The following is a 16,747-nucleotide window of genomic DNA, read 5'->3' as shown; positions in this document are numbered from 1 at the left end:
CAGGCGTGCCGGCAGCGGCTGCGACGGCCCCATCTGCGATTGCGCGTCCCGGCCTGCGATGTGCTGCAATGGCACTCCCCGGCACGGAGAGACCCATGAAGACGCTTGGCCTGATCGGTGGCATGAGCTGGGAAAGTTCGGCGCAGTACTACCGCCTCATCAACGAAGAGGCGCGCGCGCGGCTGGGCGGCGCGCACTCGGCGCAGCTGCTGCTGTGGTCGCTGGATTTCGCCCGCATCAAGCAGCTGCAGCACGATGGCGACTGGGATGCCCTGGGCAACGAGATGGTCGATGCGGCACAGCGGCTGCAGGCCGGTGGCGCCGAACTGCTGCTGATCTGCACCAACACCATGCACAAGCTCGTTGGTGAGATCGAGGCGGCCTGCCCGCTGCCGCTGTTGCACATCGCCGACCCGACCGCCACGGCGATCGTGCAGGCCGGTCTGCAGCGTGTGGGCCTGCTCGGCACGGCCTTCACCATGGAGGAAGACTTCTACCGTGGCCGGCTGAGCGAGCGCTTCGGCCTGGACGTGCTGGTTCCGGAGGCCGACGACCGCCGCGATGTGCACGCGATCATTTACGAGGAACTGATCGCCGGCGTGGTCAACGAGCGATCACGACAGGTGTACGTCGAGGTGATCGAACGCCTGGTTGCCCGCGGTGCCGAAGCGATCATCCTGGGCTGTACCGAGATCATGCTGCTGGTACGTGCCGAAGACAGCCCGGTGCCGCTGTTCGACACCACGACGCTGCATGCGCGCGCGGCAGTGGACGCGGCGTTGGCATGACGCACGGTCACGCGGGCGATTCCCGCTGCACCGCCAGCGACGTGACCAGCCATTCCACTACCGCTGGCGAATCGCACAGGAAGAATACTGCGTCGCCGCTGCGGGCTTCGGTCAGCATCCGGTAGACGCTGATCGCCACACCCGATTGGCTGGCGATGAAAATCTCGCTGCTGCGCGGCCCGTCGGCCTGGCGCGAAACCAGCCGCAAGGCATGGCGGGCCGCGACCGTATCTTCCGGTTCGGCTTCGCGGGTCAATTCCAGGCCACGCAGGCCCCAGGCGACGAAAACACGCTTGCCCTTGAACGTCGTGTCCAGGACCTGCACTTCGGCCGCGCCTGTGCCGGCCGAGCGATGAATGACGATACTGCTGATCAACGCAACCCCCTGTGGTCGTCGTGGTCCGCACATCCTTGTCCGCACCCGCGCCAGCGGCCCCGGGCGATGCCCGAGGGCTGTGTCCGAAAGCGCTGGAACGTGTAAAAAACTGTAAACCGATGCAATCGGATGTGCCCGGGATGATACGGGATGTAACGCCCTGCATGCGCCGCCGGACACTTATAAATCCGTCCTGAGCCGGCGCAGGGCCCGGTCGTCGCAGAGCGCCGCACGTGCGCCATTCTTGCGTCCCATTCCCAAACCGAGGTGTTTCAATGAGCCTTCGCCTGCTACTGCCCCTGGGCGGTTCTGCGCTTGCCCTGCTGCTGGCCGCGACCACCGTTTCGGCCCAGGACTACGACATCGCGTCGTCTCCACGCACCACCTGCGAATCGCACTTCAACAAGACCCAGCAGTGCCCGTTCGAAGGACGCGCGCGACTGGCGCGGCAGCTGTCGGTGACGCGATGCGTGGAAGACGACAACTGGGGACAGCGTCGCGGCATGCTGTGGGTTACTGACGGCTGTCGCGCCGAATTCGTCGCCGAAGAGCGTGGGCGAGGTCGTTGGCCCGGACGTGACCGTGACCGTGATCGCGATGGCGAGCGCCTGGTCTGCGAATCCTATGAAAAGAAGGAGAAGCAGTGCCGCATCCGTGTCCGTCATGACGTGCGGCTGGTCAAGCAGAAGTCGGTCACCACCTGCACCGAGGACCGCAACTGGGGCTGGGACCGACGCGGCGTGTGGGTCAGCGACGGCTGCCGCGCCGAATTCCGCGTCTATTGAGTGCAATGGCTGCGCATCCATCCTCGCTAGAATGAGGCTCTCACAGCAGGAAACACCGCATGGAACGCTGGTATCTGGCAACGATGATGTCCTTGCTGCTGCATCAGATCGATGCCGCGTTCTGGCAGGAGTGGCAGATGTTCCAGGTGCCCGGCGGCATCCAGGGATTTCTGCTGTTCAACCTGCTTGCCATCGGCTTACTGCTGCACGGTTATCGCCAGGTGGTGCTCGGCTTGGGTTCTGCGCGCCGCTACGCGCTGTTGTGCGGCGTGCTGGGTATCGGCACCGCCCTCATCCATGCCGGCTTCGCTGCGGCCGGTCGCGATGAATTCCACCTGCCGCTGTCGCTGCTCACGCTTCTGGCCTGCCTGGTCAGCGGCAGCGGATTGCTGCTGCGCAGCCGTCCGCGATGACGCTGCAGGCTCCAGCACTTCGAATCCGCGCGGCCGAATGCACGGATCTTCCGGCACTGATCGCCCTCGACAGCGTTGCGGCGCATGACCCACGACGTGCGGTGCAGATCGGCCAGTGGCTGGCGGACGGCCACATGCACGTTGCCGAGCTCGATGGCACGCTGGCCGGCTACCGCGTGCAGCATCGGCACTTCTTCGGTGAAGCCTTCATCGAGATGCTGACGGTGGCCGCGCCGCTGCGCGGATACGGCATCGGCAGCGCGTTGCTGCTGCATGCCACCTCGTGCAGCGCAGGTGCCCGGCTTTTCACCTCGACCAACCAGTCCAATACCAGCATGCAGCGGCTGCTGGCAGCCGCTGGCTTCGTGCAGTGCGGAATCGTGCACGGCCTCGACGAAGGCGACCCGGAGCTGATCTACCGCTTCGCCGCTGACGATGCGAGGCAGGGGGCGACCTTCGCTTCCAGCAGCGCCATCAACGCCGGGTCCATGCAGCGATAGTCGTCGGGGATGTCCAAGCAGTGCAGCGGCGTGTGTTCAAGCAGGCGCGCGAAATTCGCCTGCAGCCGATGCTGGTGCTTGGGCTCCATCACGAAGATGACATCCGCCCAGCGGATATCCGCTGGACTGATGGGCCGGCGCGCGTGCGGGCTGGTACCAGCCGAGCGCGCACTGATACCTGGCCGGCGCTGCCACATCGCTTCGGCGGTGGGGCTGCGCAGCTGGTTGCGGCTGCAGACAAACAACAGGTTCAACATTCCTGATCCAGTAGTTGTCGCGGGCTGAGGACCGGATAGGTGAAACCCAGCTGGCGCGCCCGCAGCAGCTTGTCGCCACGCGTATACATCAGCTTCCAGTTCTTTTCCGGCTTGAAGATCGGCAGTGGTGCCGTGTGGTCGCCGCCGTGGTGGCGCGACTGCGAGCGCCTCCAGGCGCGGTTCCTTTGCGTTTCCATGATCGTATTCTCGTGAGTACCGGGTTCAGCAGCCGCGGTAGTACGAGTGCGCGCAGGATACAACGCTGCAACAAAAAAGCCCACGCATCGCTGCGCAGGCTTGTCTGTTTCATCACAGTGGTCGGGACGGCCGGATTCGAACCGACGACCCTCTGCCCCCCAGGCAGATGCGCTACCAGGCTGCGCTACGCCCCGACTGATGCTGCGATGTGCCCGCCAGTGCGGCGGGCCGTGAAGTATAGCGGATTACGGCGGAAATGGGTCAGCGACGCAGCAGTTGCAGCACTTCTTCCAGCTCCATCCGCACCTGCTTGATGATCTGGTTGCTCAAGGCCGATTCCTCGCGCGCATCCGGACCATCCAGGCGCAGGCGCGCGCCACCGATGGTGTAGCCCTGTTCGTACAACAGGCTGCGGATCTGCCGCACCATCAGCACGTCGTGGCGCTGGTAGTAACGACGGTTGCCACGGCGCTTGGCCGGCTCGAGACTGGGGAACTCGGTTTCCCAGTAACGCAGCACGTGCGGCTTGACGTCGCACAGTTCGCTGACTTCACCGATGGTGAAGTAGCGCTTGGCCGGAATCGGCGGAAGTTCGCGGTTACTGCCCGGATCCAGCATAAGCTTCCACCCTCTCCTTGAGCTTCTGGCCCGGACGGAAGGTAACCACCGTACGGGCGGAAATCGGAATTTCCTCGCCGGTCTTGGGGTTGCGACCCGGGCGCTGGTTCTTGCGCCGCAGGTCGAAATTGCCAAAGCCCGACAGCTTCACCTGACGTCCCTGTTCCAATGCTTCACGCAGCACATCGAAGAACGCGTCGACGAATTCCTTGGCTTCCCGCTTGTTCAGACCGACTTCGTCGAACAGCTTTTCCGCCATCTCCGCCTTGGTCAATGCCATTGCCTGCTACCCCCGAGTGCTGCCCGCTCAGCCGCGGATCCGGGCGTGGTGTTCACGCTCGATGGCAGTGACCGCCTCGGCCACTACCGCTTCCACGTCGCGGTCCGTCAGAGTGCGCGACTTGTCCTGCAAAATCAAGCCCATAGCGAGACTCTTGAATCCCGGCTCGACGCCCTGGCCGACATAGCGGTCGAACAGGTTCAGCTCGCGCAGCAGCGGGCCGGCCGCCTGGCGGATGGTCGCGGCAAGGTCACTCCAGGCCACCTGTTCAGGCACCAGGAAGGCCAGGTCGCGGCGCACCGCCGGGTAGCGCGACAGTTCACCGGCGCGCGGCAGCGCACGGGCGGACAGCGCTTCCAGATCCAGCTCGAAGGCGTACACGTCCACGTCGATGTCCATCGCCTTGGCCAGGCGCGGGTGGATCTGACCGATCCAGCCGATCGCCACACCGTCGCGGAAGACCTCGGCCGAACGCACCGGATGGCCGTAGGCACGGGTGGACGGGCGGAACTCCAGGACCGCGCCACTGGCGGCGGCCAGCGATTCCAGGTCACCCTTCAGGTCATGGAAATCGACCTTGCGGGTCGGCAGGCCCCACTGCACCGCCTGCGCGTCACCGCAGACCGCAGCGGCCACGCGCGGGGTTTCCAGCGGCGCGGGCCGGCTTTCGCCGAGCGACGCGTCGCCGCCCTGCTGGGCGAACACGCGGCCGAGCTCGAACAGGCGCACGCGGCCCAGCTGGCGGGCGGCATTGCGGCCCAGGGTGGCGACCAGGCCCGGCAGCAGCGACGGGCGCATCACCGCCAGTTCGGCCGACAGCGGATTGGCCAGCGGCACCAGAGCATCGCGCAGCTGCCAGTGGCTCAGCAGGCCGTCGTCGACGAAGGCGAAATTGACGGTTTCCTGCAGATCGCGGGCGATCAGCTGGCGGCGCGCGCTCAACGCGTCCAGCTGGGTTTCGCTCGGCATCGCCACGCGCGAGGCACCGCCCGGCAGCGTGGTTGGAATCTGCTCGTAACCGTGGATGCGGGCCAGTTCCTCGATCAGGTCTTCTTCGATGGCGATGTCAAAGCGGCGGCTCGGCGCAGTGACCTGCCAGCCTTCCCCAGCGACCACCACCTGCATGCCCAGCGCGCGCAGGATGCGCTCGACCTCGGCGTCGTCGATGGTGATGCCCAGCACGCGGGTGATGCGCGCGCGGCGCAGCAGGATCGTGGCCGGCTGCGGCAGGTCGGCCGCATGTACCGCCTCGGTCACCGGCGCCGGCGTACCGCCGGCCAGGTCCAGCACCAGGCGGGTCGCGTATTCGATGGCGGTACGCGGCAGCGCCGGGTCGACGCCACGCTCGAAGCGGTGGCCGGCATCGGTGTGCAGGCCGAGCTTGCGGCCACGGCCCATGATCGCGGCCGGCGCGAAGTGCGCCGCTTCCAGGAACACGGCGGTGGTGGCGTCGGTGACGCGGGTGTCGAAGCCGCCCATCAGGCCGGCCAGGCCGACCGCACGGTCAGCATCGGTAACCACCAGGAAGCTGTCGTCCAGCGCAGCATCACGGCCATCCAGCAGCTTCAGGCTTTCACCGGCGCGCGAACGACGCACACCGATCGTGCCCTGCAGGGTGCCCAGATCGTAGGCGTGCATCGGCTGGCCCAGCTCGAGCATCACGTACTGGGTGATGTCGACCAGCAGCGACACCGGCCGCACACCACTGCGGCGCAGGCGCTCGGCCATCCACAACGGGGTCTTCGCCGCGGCGTTGACACCTTCGATGACACGACCGAGATAGCGCGGCGCTTCAGCACCGGCATCAAGCTGGATCGCCAGCTCGCGGCTGCCCTGGGCAGCAATCGGCTCTGCGATGAAATCCAGTACTTCGCTGCGCGTCGCTGCTGCAACGTCGTAGGCGATGCCGCGGATGCTGAAGCAGTCGGCGCGGTTCGGGGTCAGCTTGATCTCGATGCTGGCGTCCGGCAGGCCGAGGTACTCCACCAGGGTCTGGCCGACCGGCGCATCGTCCGGCAGTTCCAGCAGGCCTGAGGCATCGTTGTCCAGGCCCAGCTCCTTGGCCGAGCACAGCATGCCGTTGGATTCGACGCCGCGCAGCTTGGCCGGCTTGATCTTCAATTCACCGATCTGCGCACCGACCATCGCCAGCGGCGCGACCAGGCCCGGGCGCGCATTCGGCGCACCACAGACGATCTGCAGCAGCTCAGCCTGGCCCGCATCAACCTTGCATACCTGCAGGCGGTCGGCTTCGGGATGGCGCTCGGCTTCGACGATGCGCGCGACGACCACATGCTGCAGGCCATCGCCAAGCGCGGTCACCTCTTCCACTTCCAGGCCGATGGCGGTCAGCACTGCGCTGAGCTCATCGCGCGAGGCAGTGGTCGGGACGTGGCTGCGCAGCCAGTTTTCGGAGAATTTCATGGTGTCACCCTGGTGGGCCCGGCGCATGCGCCTGGGCCTGCGTTGTTGAGTCCGCCGGGCACGGCCCGGCGCTACCTAATGCGTTACGCGAACTGCTTCAGGAACCGCACGTCGTTCTCGAAGAACGCGCGCAGGTCGTTGACGCCGTAGCGCAGCATCGCAAAGCGTTCCACGCCCATGCCGAAGGCGAAGCCGGTGTAGCGTTCCGGATCGATGCCGACGTTGCGCAGCACGTTGGGGTGGACCATGCCGCAGCCGAGCACTTCCAGCCAGCGGGTGCTGCCGTCGGGCTGCTGCCAGGCGATGTCCACTTCCGCGCCGGGTTCGACGAACGGGAAGTAGCTGGGGCGGAAGCGCATCTCGAAATCGCGCTCGAAGAACGCGCGCACGAACTCGGACAACGTGCCCTTCAGGTCGGCGAAGGTCGAATGCTCGTCGACCAGCAGGCCTTCGACCTGGTGGAACATCGGCGAATGGGTCTGGTCGCTGTCGCTGCGATAGACCTTGCCAGCGGCGATCATGCGCAGCGGCGGCGCGTGGTCGCCCATGTAGCGCACCTGCACACCGGAGGTATGCGTGCGCAGCAGGCGGCCGTCGCCGAAGTAGAAGGTGTCATGCATCGCGCGCGCCGGATGGTGCGGCGGGAAGTTCAGCGCCTCGAAGTTGTGCCAGTCGTCCTCGATCTCCGGACCTTCGGACAACTCGTAGCCCAGCCGGCCGAAGATGCCGGTGATGCGCTCGAGGGTGCGGGTGATCGGATGCAGGCCGGCGCGTTCGCCACTGCGGCCCGGCAGCGTGATGTCGATCGCCTCAGCGGCCAGGCGCGCGTCCAGCGCAGCGTCTTCCAGCACCGCCTTGCGCTCGCCCAGCGCACTGCTCAGCGCATCGCGGGCCTGGTTGATGGCTTCACCGGCGGCCTTGCGCTCGTCGGCCGGCAGCGCACCGAGCTGCTTGAGCTGCGAGGTGATGCTGCCGCTCTTGCCAAGCAGGGCCACGCGCAGCTGCTCCAGCGCGTCAGGGCTCTGCGCGGCGGCCACGTCGGCCAGCGCCTGGGAAGTGAGGGATTGAATGTCGCTCATGGGTAGCCGGAACTCCAGTCGGTCTGCCATCGCGATGCGCGAAGGGCCGCGCCGTCGCCACCGCTTGCGGGTCGCCCGCCATCTGCACAGCTGCGCCCGGCACAAAAAAGAATGGGGAAGGACTTGCGCCCTTCCCCATGCATTGCCTCTACCTGACACCGTTCTCCGTGAACGGCAACGGCATCGGGAAGGACTTATGCCGCCAGTGCGCCCTTGGCCTTTTCGGCCAGTGCAGCAAAGCCAGCTGCGTCGTGCACGGCGATGTCAGCCAGAACCTTGCGGTCCAGGGTGATGCCAGCCTTCAGCAGGCCGTTCATGAAACGGCTGTAGCTCAGGCCGTTGATGCGGGCAGCCGCGTTGATGCGGGTGATCCACAGCGAACGGAAGTTGCGCTTCTTCTGCTTACGGCCGATGTAGGCGTACTGCTGTGCCTTGATGACCGCCTGCTTGGCGACGCGGAAGACCTTGCGACGGGCATTGTAGTAGCCCTTCGCCAGATCAAGGATTTTCTTGTGGCGGCGACGCGCCTGTACGCCACGCTTAACTCGTGCCATTTTTCAGTTCCTCAGAGGTAAGGGAGCATGCGGTCCAGACGGCCTGCGTCTTCTGCGCGGACGTGATTCGTCTGACGCAGGTTACGCTTACGCTTGGTCGCTTTCTTCGTGAGGATGTGGCTACGGTTGGCGTGGCCGCACTTGTACTTGCCCGAGGCGGTCTTGCGGAAACGCTTGGCCGCCGCCCGGTTGGTCTTGATCTTGGGCATTGCAATGTCCTTGATGGGATATGACCCTGGTTTCTGACTGATCTGGCGGCGGCCTGGGCCGCTCTTTCCGTCCTGCCATGATCGGCGTACGACCCGTCCTGGGTGGGTCGAGCCGGGCATGATACAGGCAAAACCGCCCTGTAACCAGCCCCCATACAGCTTTTCATCCGCAACCGGGCTGCGCCGGTCGCGGAAAAGCAAAAGGACGCCAGCGGCGCCCCTTCACCTTCATCCATTCAGCCGCCAGGCGCCCCGCGAGGCAGCCCGTCAGGCCTCAGGTCTTCTTCTTCGGCGCGATCATCATCACCATCTGACGCCCTTCCAGGCGCGGACGGGATTCGATGACGATGTCCTCGCCCAGATCACCCTCGATCCGGCTGGCCATCTCGCGACCCAGTTCCTGGTGGCTCATTTCACGGCCACGGAAACGGATGTTGACCTTGATCTTGTCGCCTTCTTCAAGGAAACCGCGCATCTTGCGCAGCTTGATCTGGTAGTCGCCCTCGTCCGTGACCGGACGGAACTTCACTTCCTTGATCTCGACCTGCTTGGTCTTCTTCTTGGCCTCGCTGGCCTTCTTCTGGGCTTCGAACTTGAACTTGCCGAAGTCCATGATCTTGCACACCGGCGGGTCGGCCTGCGGCTGGATCTCGACCAGGTCCAGGCCTTCATCTTCGGCCATGGACAACGCTTCGTCTCGCGTCAACACGCCGATCATTTCTCCGTCACTGCCGATCACGCGGACGCGCGGCACACGGATTTCCTGATTCTTGCGGTTCTGTTTGTTGTCAGGGGTACTGATATTGCGATCTCCCAAGGGTGTCGAACCCGGCCCGGGCGCCAATGCGCACGGGCCGGACCTTTGTTTACGCGCCCTCGGCCTGGAGCCGCTCGGTGAAGGCCTGAAGGCTCATGCTGCCGAGATCTTCGCCAGAACGCGTACGCACCGCCACAGCGCCGTTTTCCTTCTCGCGGTCACCAATGACCAGCAGGTACGGCACGCGCTGCAGCGTGTGCTCGCGAATCTTATAGCCGATCTTCTCGTTACGCAAATCGGCGCTGACGCGGAAGCCTTGATCCGCAAGGCTTTTGGTCACGGCAGACACGTATTCAGCCTGCGCATCGGTGATATTGGCCACCACCACCTGGGTCGGCGCCAGCCAGGCCGGGAACTGACCGGCATGGTGCTCGATCAGGATGCCCAGGAAACGCTCCATCGAGCCGACGATGGCCCGGTGCAGCATCACCGGATGCTTCTTCTGGCTGTTCTCGTCCACGTATTCAGCGCCCAGACGGCCGGGCATCATGAAATCGACCTGCATGGTGCCCAGCTGCCAGGTGCGGCCGATGGCGTCCTTCAGGTGGTACTCGATCTTCGGGCCGTAGAAGGCACCCTCGCCCGGCAGCTCCTGCCATTCCACCCCGCAGCTGGACAGTGCCGAGCGCAGCGCGCCCTCTGCCTTGTCCCAGGTGGCGTCATCGCCCAGGCGCGATTCGGGGCGCAGCGCGATCTTGACCTGGATCTCCTCGAAGCCGAAGTGCTGGTACACCGCCAGCGCCTGCTGGTGGAACGCGGTCACTTCCGCCTCGACCTGGTCTTCGGTGCAGAACACGTGGCCGTCGTCCTGGGTGAAGCCACGCACGCGCAGGATGCCGTGCAGCGCGCCGGAGGGCTCGTTGCGGTGGCAGGCGCCAAACTCACCGTAGCGGATCGGCAGGTCGCGGTAGCTGTGCAGCCCCTGGTTGAACACCTGCACGTGGCCCGGGCAGTTCATCGGCTTCAGCGCGTAGGTACGCTTCTCCGACTCGGTGAAGAACATCGCGTCCTGGTAGTTGTCCCAGTGGCCCGACTTCTGCCACAGCGACACGTCCAGGATCTGAGGGCAGCGCACTTCGCCGTAGCCGGTGCTGCGGTACACCTTGCGCATGTACTGCTCGACCACCTGCCACAGCGCCCAGCCCTTCGGGTGCCAGAACACCAGGCCCGGGGCCTCTTCCTGCAGGTGGAACAGATCCTGCTGCTTGCCGATGCGACGGTGGTCGCGCATCTCCGCTTCTTCGATGCGCTTGATGTACGCATCGAGCTGCTTCTTGTCGGCCCAGGCGGTGCCGTAGACGCGCTGCAGCTGCTCGTTCTGCGCGTCGCCGCGCCAGTAGGCGCCGGAAATGCGGGTCAGCTTGAAGGCCTTCAGGAAGCGCGTGTTCGGCACGTGCGGGCCGCGGCACATGTCCACGTATTCCTGGTGGTAGTACATGCCCATCGCCTGGATGTCAGGCGACATGTCCTCGATCAGGCGCAGCTTGTAGTCCTCGCCACGGGCCTTGAAGATCTCGATGACTTCCGCGCGCGGCGTCACTTTCTTGATGACGTCGTAATCCTGCGCGATCAGCTCGCCCATGCGCTTTTCGATCGCCGCCATGTCTTCGGGCGTGAACGGACGCTCGGAGTAGATGTCGTAGTAGAAGCCTTCGGCGATCACCGGACCGATGACCATCTTCACGTCCGGGTACAGCTGCTTGACCGCGTGGCCGACCAGGTGGGCGCTGGAGTGGCGGATGATCTCCACGCCCTCCTCGTCCTTGGCGGTGATGATGCGCAGGGAGGCGTCGTGGTCGATGACGTCACTGGCATCGACCAGCACGCCATCCACCGAACCGGCGATGGTGGCCTTGGCCAGGCCGGCGCCGATCGACTGGGCGACGTCCATGACGCTGACGGGATGTTCGAATTCGCGGCGGCTGCCGTCGGGAAGGGTAATCGTGATCATTGCAATGGCTTCATGCGGGGCCCGCCGGGCGGGCTGGAAAGCGCTCCCGGGCCAACGCCCGGGCAATAAAAAAGCGCCGCGAGGGCGCCTGGAATGCAGGGCCTTCGGGGCAGGTCAACAGTGGGCGGTGGTAGTGCTCATGTCGCACGCTCGGCCGGCGCTGGGCGCGGGCCACCTTGTTCCAGGATGGGGTTGCCGATGATCTTAAACCAGTGGCCGACAAAGCCCAAGCGGCGCCTGAATGGCGCTGGCTGGCGGCGTGAAAACGCAATGATTACCATGTGCGCGCAGCCAGCCCCCGTGCCGGCCTGCCCGCTTCCCCCAGGACCCTGCAATGCGCCACCCGCCCCGACCGGCGCCCGCCGGTCCCGCCCGTGCCCCGCGTTCACCGGCATTGTGCCGGGCCCGGAGCCCCCGATGATCACCGTCGGCCTGTCGACCCTGGGCTTCTGCAGCCTCGGCATGCTGTCGGCGATGTTCTCCGCGCTGGCCTTCTATGCCGCCTCCCCGCATTGCCGCTGGCCGCGGCTGCGCCGTGCCGGGCGCCTGGGCCGGCAGATCGGCCTGGTCGCTGCCGTGGCCGCACTGTGGCTGTGGATGGCCGAACTGGGCTTTGCCGCCGGTCTGGTGGCGATGCTGTGCACCTGGATGCTGGCCGCCATGCTGCTGCCGGCACTGGCCGCGTGGCACCGCCCCGATGTGGAGCCGCGCTGATGTGGTCGCGCGCACTGGCCGGCATCGTCGCCGGCTTCTTCCTTGCCGCTGCGGCGACCGGCCTGGTCGCCTGGCTGCCGCCGGGCCCCTGGCAGAAGGCCCTGGTGCCGAGCCTGATCGCGTTCGTCCCGTTGTGGATGCTGGCGGCGCTGTGGGCATTCAGTTTCCGCAGCCCGTTGCGCGCCTGGCTGACCCTGGCCGGTTGCGCGGCCCTTGGCTTCGCCGCACTCGGCCTGCTGCGCCTGACCGGGGCGGTGCAATGAGATCGACCGCATGAAATTCAGTTCCCAGACCCTGCGTACGTTCACCACCCTGCACACCTGGGTTGGCCTGGTCGCCGGCTTCGGGCTGTTCGTGGCGTTCTATGCCGGCGCGCTGACCCTGTTCCACCACGATCTCCCGCTGTGGCAGACGCCTGGCGCGGCAACCGCATTGCCCGCCGGCTTGGATGACGCGCAGTACCTGCTCGACGACGTGCTGGCCACGCACGCGGAGGCGCGTCGCCACGTCGGCATGACCTTCCCCGGCGCCGATCATCCGCAGCCGCTGGCCTACTGGCAGGCCGAGGACGGCAGCTGGCGCTATGCATGGCCCGGACAGATCGGCGGCAGCCCGACGCCGCCGCAGACCGGGCTGGCCGAACTGGTCAACGAACTGCATTACAGCCTGGGCCTGCCGGTGGCCGGCATCTACGTGATGGGCATCGTCAGCCTGCTGTACGGCATGGCCCTGCTCAGTGGCCTGGTGATCCACCTGCCCAAGCTGCTGGGCGATCTGTTCGCGTTGCGCCCGGGCCGCAATCTCAAGCAGCAGTGGCAGGACGCGCACAACGTGATCGGCGTGCTCAGCCTGCCGTTCCATCTGATGTTCGCGGTGACCGGTGCCCTGCTCTGCCTGGTGTTCATGCAGATGGCCGTACTCAATCCCCTGATCTACGACGGCAAGGCACTGCAGGCGGTACCGACGGCGATGGATACCGCGCCGCTGCGCGAGGCCAGTGGCATCCCTGCTGCACCGGGCAGCCTGCGCGAATTGCACGCACGGGCGCTGGAAGTGGCGCGCGCGCAGGGCGTGGCCAACTTCGAACCGGCCTACCTGAAACTGGCCAATGGCGGTGATGCCAACGCGACCATCGAGATCACCGGCGAGGCCAGCGGCACGCTTGGCCCGCTCGGTGCTGTGGCGCTGGATGTCGAAAGCGGCCGCGTGCTGGCCAGCCAGCTGCCTGGCCAACGCGATGCCAACCACGCCACGCTCAGTGCCGCCTATGCCCTGCACTTCGGCGAATTCGGCAATGGCGTGGTGGTCTGGCTGTACTTCCTGCTCGGCCTCGGCGGCGCCTTCCTGTTCTATTCGGGCAACCTGCTGTGGATCGAGTCGCGTCGCAAGCGCCGTCAGCCGCAGCAGTCGCGCGCGGCCGTCAACATGGCGCGGGCCACGGTGGGTGTCTGCATCGGCCTGTGCGTGGCGATCTCGGCGGCCTTCGTCGCCGCGCTGGTGCTGGAGCGGGTCGCACCTGCCCAGGTCGACCACGGCATCCGCTGGGCCTGCTTCGTGACCTGGGCGGCGTGTGCGCTGTGGACTGCCCTGCGCCGCCCGGCACAGGCGGCGCGCGAGCTGCTGTGGGCCGCAGCGATCAGCACCGCGCTGGTGCCGGTGGCACACGGCGCCCTCAACGGTGACTGGCTGTGGTTGGCCGCCGCACGCGGCCACTGGCCGTTGTTCTGGATCGATGCGATGGCACTGGCGATGGCCTTTGGCTTTGCCCGCCTGGCATATGCGAGCCAGCGGCGGGCCCGCAACGGTGACCCCAACAGCGTGTGGGCAAACTGACCAGGCCTGCTCGCAGCCTGCGCGGTTACGTGGCGTCCACGTAGCGGGCAACTTCGATCAGGTTCCCATCCGGATCACGGAGGTACACCGACTCGATCGGCCCAAGCGCTCCCGTACGCGGCACCGGCCCTTCTTCAACCGGCACCTGCTCTGCCTGCAGGTGGCCCAGCATCGCCTGTATGCCCATCGAGGTGATCAGGCAGAGATCGGCACTGCCGCGGGTAGGCTGCAGGGCGTGGGGCTGCAGCGGCGCGCTGGCCGGGTGCAGGTTGATCTTCTGCTGGCCGAACTGCAGGGCGACGCGACCGGCGCCGAAGCGCACGACCTGCATGCCCAGCACGCGCTGGTAGAAGTTGCAGCTGCGTTCGATGTCGGCAACGGTAAGAACCAGATGGTCCAGGCGGTCGATGATGATCATGCACGCAGCTTAGCGCTGCGTGCGTGGCGCAGATGTGCGGTTTCGGGCCGCAGGCCGTGCCTGGAACCGCCGAACCCGGACTGGCTCGAACATGTTGAAGCGGTCAGTCGCCGACGCGGGCCTTCTGCCAAGGAGCCAGCATGGCGTTGAGCAGGCTGGCCTGCTCGTCGTCACCGGTCAGCTCCCACATGAAGACACCAGCCAGGCCCTGCTCGCGCGCGAACTGCGCCCGCAGGCCGATGGAGCGCGGGTCTTCATAGCTGATGAAGATCTTCTCGGTCGGGTTGTACAGCCACGGGCTCTGCGCCTGCGGTTGCCAGTGCTTGCTCCAGCCCGGCTGGTCGAGATAGCGCGCCTTGATCAGCCGCCAGTCACCGGCATCGGCCGGAGCGCTGTAGGCCTGGTACAGGCCATCCGCCGACTCGCCGGTCACCTTGAAACCGCGCCCATAGAACGGCACGCCCAGCACCAGCTTGCTCGCCGGTACACCGTGCTCGCGGTAGTACTGCACGGCACCGGCGACGTTGTTCCAGCGCCGCAGTTCCGGCGCCAGCGGGTCGGCCGGCACTTCATGCAGGGGCGCATTGAAGGTCGACACCGCCGAGAAGCCGGTGCCCATGTCGTAGCTCATCAGGTTGATGAAATCGAACACCTTGGCCAACGCCGGCAGATCGTAGCTGGCGGCGGGATCGTAGGGCCCATCGGTCTGCAGGCGACCCGCGGCCAGCGCCGCGGTCAGCAGCATCGGCTGCCCCGCCTTTCTGCCACGTGCATCCAGCGCCACGCGGAAGGCCTGCGCAAGCCTGGTCAGGTTGGCACGGTCCTGCGGACGGTGCGCCAGTTCCTTCGGGCCACCACTGACCGGGAATTCCCAGTCGATGTCCACGCCATCGAAACTGCCGGCATGGCGCTCGAAGAACAACGCCATGCACGAGTCGACCAGGCGCCTGCGGCTGGCCTCGGTCAGTGCTGCGTCGGAGAATCCGCCCGCGCCCCAGCCACCGATCGAAATCAACGTGCGCAGATGCGGATGACGGCGCTTGAGCTCGGCCAATGCGGCGAAGTTGGCCGGCGCCTCGGCTCCGATCGCACAGCGCCCGTCCTCGATGGTGGAAAACGCATAGAACAGATGGGTGAGTCGTTCGGCCGGGATGCTCGATACCGGATAACGCTCGGCAGAACCACCGGGATAGTACGCACCGAAAATCGGCGGTTGCGCCGGCGCTGCCTGCGCTGCGCTGGGCAGGGCGCTGGCGATCAGCACTGCAAGTACGGCCATGGTCTGGCGGAACATGGAAACTCCCGGGTCGAAGGCGCAGCCACGTTAGCAAACAGATCGCTCCAGCGTGCGGATGTCCGTGCAAGTCGTCCGCTGGACAGTGGCCGGGCAAGGGAAGCTGACACCGACGTGGCTGCGCTATGTCGAAAGCACTTCGCTGCAGGACAACACACGACCTGCCTGAGCTAAGGTGGCGCTGGAATTTCACTGGCACACGGACATGACCACAGACCACGAGGCAGACGACGAACTGCTGGACGACGAAACCCTGCACAAGCTGCAGGCACTGGAGGCAAGTGCCTACGCGGCCTTCGACGCAGGCGAACTGGCTGACGCAGCGGCAATGTTCGGGCAACTCGTCGAATGGACGCCCGACATCCCCCACCTGCACTACATGCGCGGGCTGGCGCACAAGTACCTGCGCGACTGGCCGGCATCGCTGCAGGACAACCTGCGCTCGGAACAGCTGCGCGATGCATTCGACGAGGCCACCGCATGGAATGCTGGAATTGCCGCCACCGGCACCGGTGATTGGGCCGAGGCGCGCCGGCAATGGACCCGTTGCGGCATCACACTGCCCGAAGGTGAAGGCCCGATCGACGGCAATTTCGGCGTTGCCTGTGTCCGCCTGAATCCATGGTCCAGCGGCGAGACGGTGTACATGCGCCGGCTGGATCCCGTGCGTGCACGGGTGGAGAACGTACCGCTGCCGGAGAGCGGGTTCCGCTTCGGTGACATCGTGCTGCATGACGGCGCATCCACCGGGCATCGCACCTACGGCGAGCGCGAGGTTCCGGTGTTCAATGCCATGCAGCGCCTGCAGCAGTCGGACATGGCAACCCATGCCGTGTTCGTGCAGTGCGACGGGCCGAAGGACATTGCCGCGCTGCGTGCGCTGACCTTGCCGGGCATTGGTCTGGTCGAGGACTGGACCCAGTCGGTGCGGCACCTGTGCCTGCGCTGCAGCTATGGCACGCCGCACCAGCACGATGACGATCGTGGCGATGACGAGACCCGTGATGATGACGATCGCTGGGAGAGCGAACGAAACCTCGGTATCGCCGCACAGGGCCGGGCCGCAGTGGAGAAACTGATGGCGGCATGGACGGCAGCCGGCAGTGGGCGCGTGCTGGAGGCGATTGAACAGCGCGAGCATCCACTTCCGGCCCCGGAGCCCGGCCAGGTGTGGTGGCTGGGGCACGAAGAAGAACAGCCCGTGTAGCGCCGAGCCTTGCAGCGCAAGGCCTTCAGAAT

The 16,747-nt window shown here is 66.0% G+C and carries 21 protein-coding genes and 1 tRNA gene; 8 read left to right on the top strand and 14 right to left on the bottom strand.

The genetic code is table 11. The annotated features are described in order from the left end of the window. Window positions 1–95: 95 nt before the first annotated feature. Complete coding sequence (locus AC13GI_RS18705; RefSeq protein ID WP_482997023.1) at window positions 96–788, top strand: aspartate/glutamate racemase family protein; 693 nt, start codon at window positions 96–98, stop codon at window positions 786–788. Window positions 789–795: 7 nt separating this feature from the next. Here the strand turns inward: AC13GI_RS18705 and AC13GI_RS18700 are convergent, their stop codons facing one another. Continuing rightward, window positions 796–1,164 (bottom strand): hypothetical protein, encoded by a 369-nt coding sequence (locus AC13GI_RS18700; protein WP_482997022.1) that lies wholly within the window; start codon window positions 1,162–1,164, stop codon window positions 796–798. Between the two features lie 275 nt (window positions 1,165–1,439). On the opposite strand from AC13GI_RS18700, the gene AC13GI_RS18695 reads away from it, so the two are divergent. The 3 genes from AC13GI_RS18695 to AC13GI_RS18685 are packed head-to-tail and all read left to right on the top strand — an operon-like array spanning window position 1,440 to window position 2,862. Beyond that, window positions 1,440–1,949, top strand: a complete 510-nt coding sequence (locus AC13GI_RS18695; protein ID WP_482997021.1) for a DUF3011 domain-containing protein — start codon at window positions 1,440–1,442, stop codon at window positions 1,947–1,949. 59 nt (window positions 1,950–2,008) lie between these two features. Further along, window positions 2,009–2,362: a DUF6713 family protein gene (locus tag AC13GI_RS18690; protein WP_482997020.1), complete on the top strand. Its 354-nt coding sequence runs from the start codon at window positions 2,009–2,011 to the stop codon at window positions 2,360–2,362. Beyond that, window positions 2,359–2,862, top strand: coding sequence for a GNAT family N-acetyltransferase (locus AC13GI_RS18685; RefSeq protein WP_482997019.1), 504 nt, complete (start codon window positions 2,359–2,361; stop codon window positions 2,860–2,862). The genes AC13GI_RS18690 and AC13GI_RS18685 overlap by 4 nt, the downstream gene beginning before the upstream one ends. On the opposite strand, the gene AC13GI_RS18680 is transcribed toward AC13GI_RS18685, so the two are convergent. The 11 genes from AC13GI_RS18680 to thrS all read right to left on the bottom strand — a co-directional run bounded on the left by AC13GI_RS18680 (window position 2,778) and on the right by thrS (window position 11,249). After that, window positions 2,778–3,119, bottom strand: a complete 342-nt coding sequence (locus tag AC13GI_RS18680) for a low molecular weight protein tyrosine phosphatase family protein (protein WP_482997018.1) — start codon at window positions 3,117–3,119, stop codon at window positions 2,778–2,780. The two genes, AC13GI_RS18685 and AC13GI_RS18680, sit on opposite strands and share 85 nt — an antisense overlap. Beyond that, entirely contained in the window at window positions 3,113–3,316 is a 204-nt protein-coding gene (locus tag AC13GI_RS18675; protein ID WP_100553082.1) for a hypothetical protein, read from the bottom strand. The genes AC13GI_RS18680 and AC13GI_RS18675 overlap by 7 nt, the downstream gene beginning before the upstream one ends. Before the next feature lie 118 nt (window positions 3,317–3,434). Then, window positions 3,435–3,511: transfer RNA gene (locus AC13GI_RS18670), tRNA-Pro, on the bottom strand. Between the two features lie 67 nt (window positions 3,512–3,578). Further along, window positions 3,579–3,935 (bottom strand): MerR family transcriptional regulator, encoded by a 357-nt coding sequence (locus AC13GI_RS18665; RefSeq protein ID WP_005410431.1) that lies wholly within the window; start codon window positions 3,933–3,935, stop codon window positions 3,579–3,581. After that, window positions 3,916–4,215 carry an integration host factor subunit alpha gene (locus AC13GI_RS18660; protein WP_005410432.1) on the bottom strand — a complete coding sequence of 100 codons (300 nt, stop codon included), beginning with the start codon at window positions 4,213–4,215 and terminating at the stop codon, window positions 3,916–3,918. The genes AC13GI_RS18665 and AC13GI_RS18660 overlap by 20 nt, the downstream gene beginning before the upstream one ends. 27 nt (window positions 4,216–4,242) lie before the next feature. After that, window positions 4,243–6,639 carry a phenylalanine--tRNA ligase subunit beta gene (pheT, locus tag AC13GI_RS18655; protein ID WP_099819121.1) on the bottom strand — a complete coding sequence of 799 codons (2,397 nt, stop codon included), beginning with the start codon at window positions 6,637–6,639 and terminating at the stop codon, window positions 4,243–4,245. An 83-nt stretch (window positions 6,640–6,722) separates the two neighbouring features. Then, window positions 6,723–7,718 carry a phenylalanine--tRNA ligase subunit alpha gene (gene pheS, locus AC13GI_RS18650; RefSeq protein ID WP_049468839.1) on the bottom strand — a complete coding sequence of 332 codons (996 nt, stop codon included), beginning with the start codon at window positions 7,716–7,718 and terminating at the stop codon, window positions 6,723–6,725. 194 nt (window positions 7,719–7,912) lie between these two features. Continuing rightward, window positions 7,913–8,272: a 50S ribosomal protein L20 gene (gene rplT / locus AC13GI_RS18645; RefSeq protein ID WP_005410435.1), complete on the bottom strand. Its 360-nt coding sequence runs from the start codon at window positions 8,270–8,272 to the stop codon at window positions 7,913–7,915. 11 nt (window positions 8,273–8,283) lie between these two features. Beyond that, window positions 8,284–8,481 (bottom strand): 50S ribosomal protein L35, encoded by a 198-nt coding sequence (gene rpmI / locus AC13GI_RS18640; RefSeq protein WP_002811096.1) that lies wholly within the window; start codon window positions 8,479–8,481, stop codon window positions 8,284–8,286. A 274-nt stretch (window positions 8,482–8,755) separates the two neighbouring features. Beyond that, complete coding sequence (infC, locus tag AC13GI_RS18635) at window positions 8,756–9,298, bottom strand: translation initiation factor IF-3 (RefSeq protein WP_089236282.1); 543 nt, start codon at window positions 9,296–9,298, stop codon at window positions 8,756–8,758. 49 nt (window positions 9,299–9,347) lie between these two features. Beyond that, the gene (thrS, locus tag AC13GI_RS18630; protein ID WP_089236283.1) at window positions 9,348–11,249 is read right to left on the bottom strand and encodes a threonine--tRNA ligase; all 1,902 of its coding nucleotides are present in this window, start codon (window positions 11,247–11,249) and stop codon (window positions 9,348–9,350) included. Between the two features lie 417 nt (window positions 11,250–11,666). Between thrS and AC13GI_RS18625 the strand changes: the two genes are divergently transcribed. From AC13GI_RS18625 to AC13GI_RS18615, 3 genes are read left to right on the top strand one after another with little or no spacing between them, the layout of a single operon-like run. Continuing rightward, window positions 11,667–11,963, top strand: a complete 297-nt coding sequence (locus tag AC13GI_RS18625; protein WP_025876254.1) for a hypothetical protein — start codon at window positions 11,667–11,669, stop codon at window positions 11,961–11,963. After that, window positions 11,963–12,226, top strand: coding sequence for a hypothetical protein (locus AC13GI_RS18620; protein WP_099819071.1), 264 nt, complete (start codon window positions 11,963–11,965; stop codon window positions 12,224–12,226). Before AC13GI_RS18625 ends, AC13GI_RS18620 begins: the two co-directional genes overlap by 1 nt. 10 nt (window positions 12,227–12,236) lie before the next feature. Further along, complete coding sequence (locus AC13GI_RS18615; protein WP_482997017.1) at window positions 12,237–13,796, top strand: PepSY-associated TM helix domain-containing protein; 1,560 nt, start codon at window positions 12,237–12,239, stop codon at window positions 13,794–13,796. A gap of 25 nt (window positions 13,797–13,821) precedes the next feature. Here AC13GI_RS18615 and AC13GI_RS18610 read toward each other — a convergent pair whose 3' ends face one another. Then, window positions 13,822–14,214, bottom strand: a complete 393-nt coding sequence (locus AC13GI_RS18610; RefSeq protein ID WP_482997016.1) for a VOC family protein — start codon at window positions 14,212–14,214, stop codon at window positions 13,822–13,824. 103 nt (window positions 14,215–14,317) lie between these two features. Further along, the gene (locus AC13GI_RS18605; protein WP_482997015.1) at window positions 14,318–15,508 is read right to left on the bottom strand and encodes a glycoside hydrolase family 18 protein; all 1,191 of its coding nucleotides are present in this window, start codon (window positions 15,506–15,508) and stop codon (window positions 14,318–14,320) included. 205 nt (window positions 15,509–15,713) lie between these two features. Between AC13GI_RS18605 and AC13GI_RS18600 the strand changes: the two genes are divergently transcribed. Beyond that, on the top strand, window positions 15,714–16,715 hold the full coding sequence (locus tag AC13GI_RS18600; RefSeq protein WP_482997014.1) for a tetratricopeptide repeat protein: 1,002 nt from the start codon (window positions 15,714–15,716) through the stop codon (window positions 16,713–16,715). Window positions 16,716–16,747 lie beyond the last annotated feature (32 nt).

This window comes from Stenotrophomonas sp. 82F1, from assembly GCF_056861525.1.
This window is presented reverse-complemented; position numbering and strand designations above follow the sequence as displayed.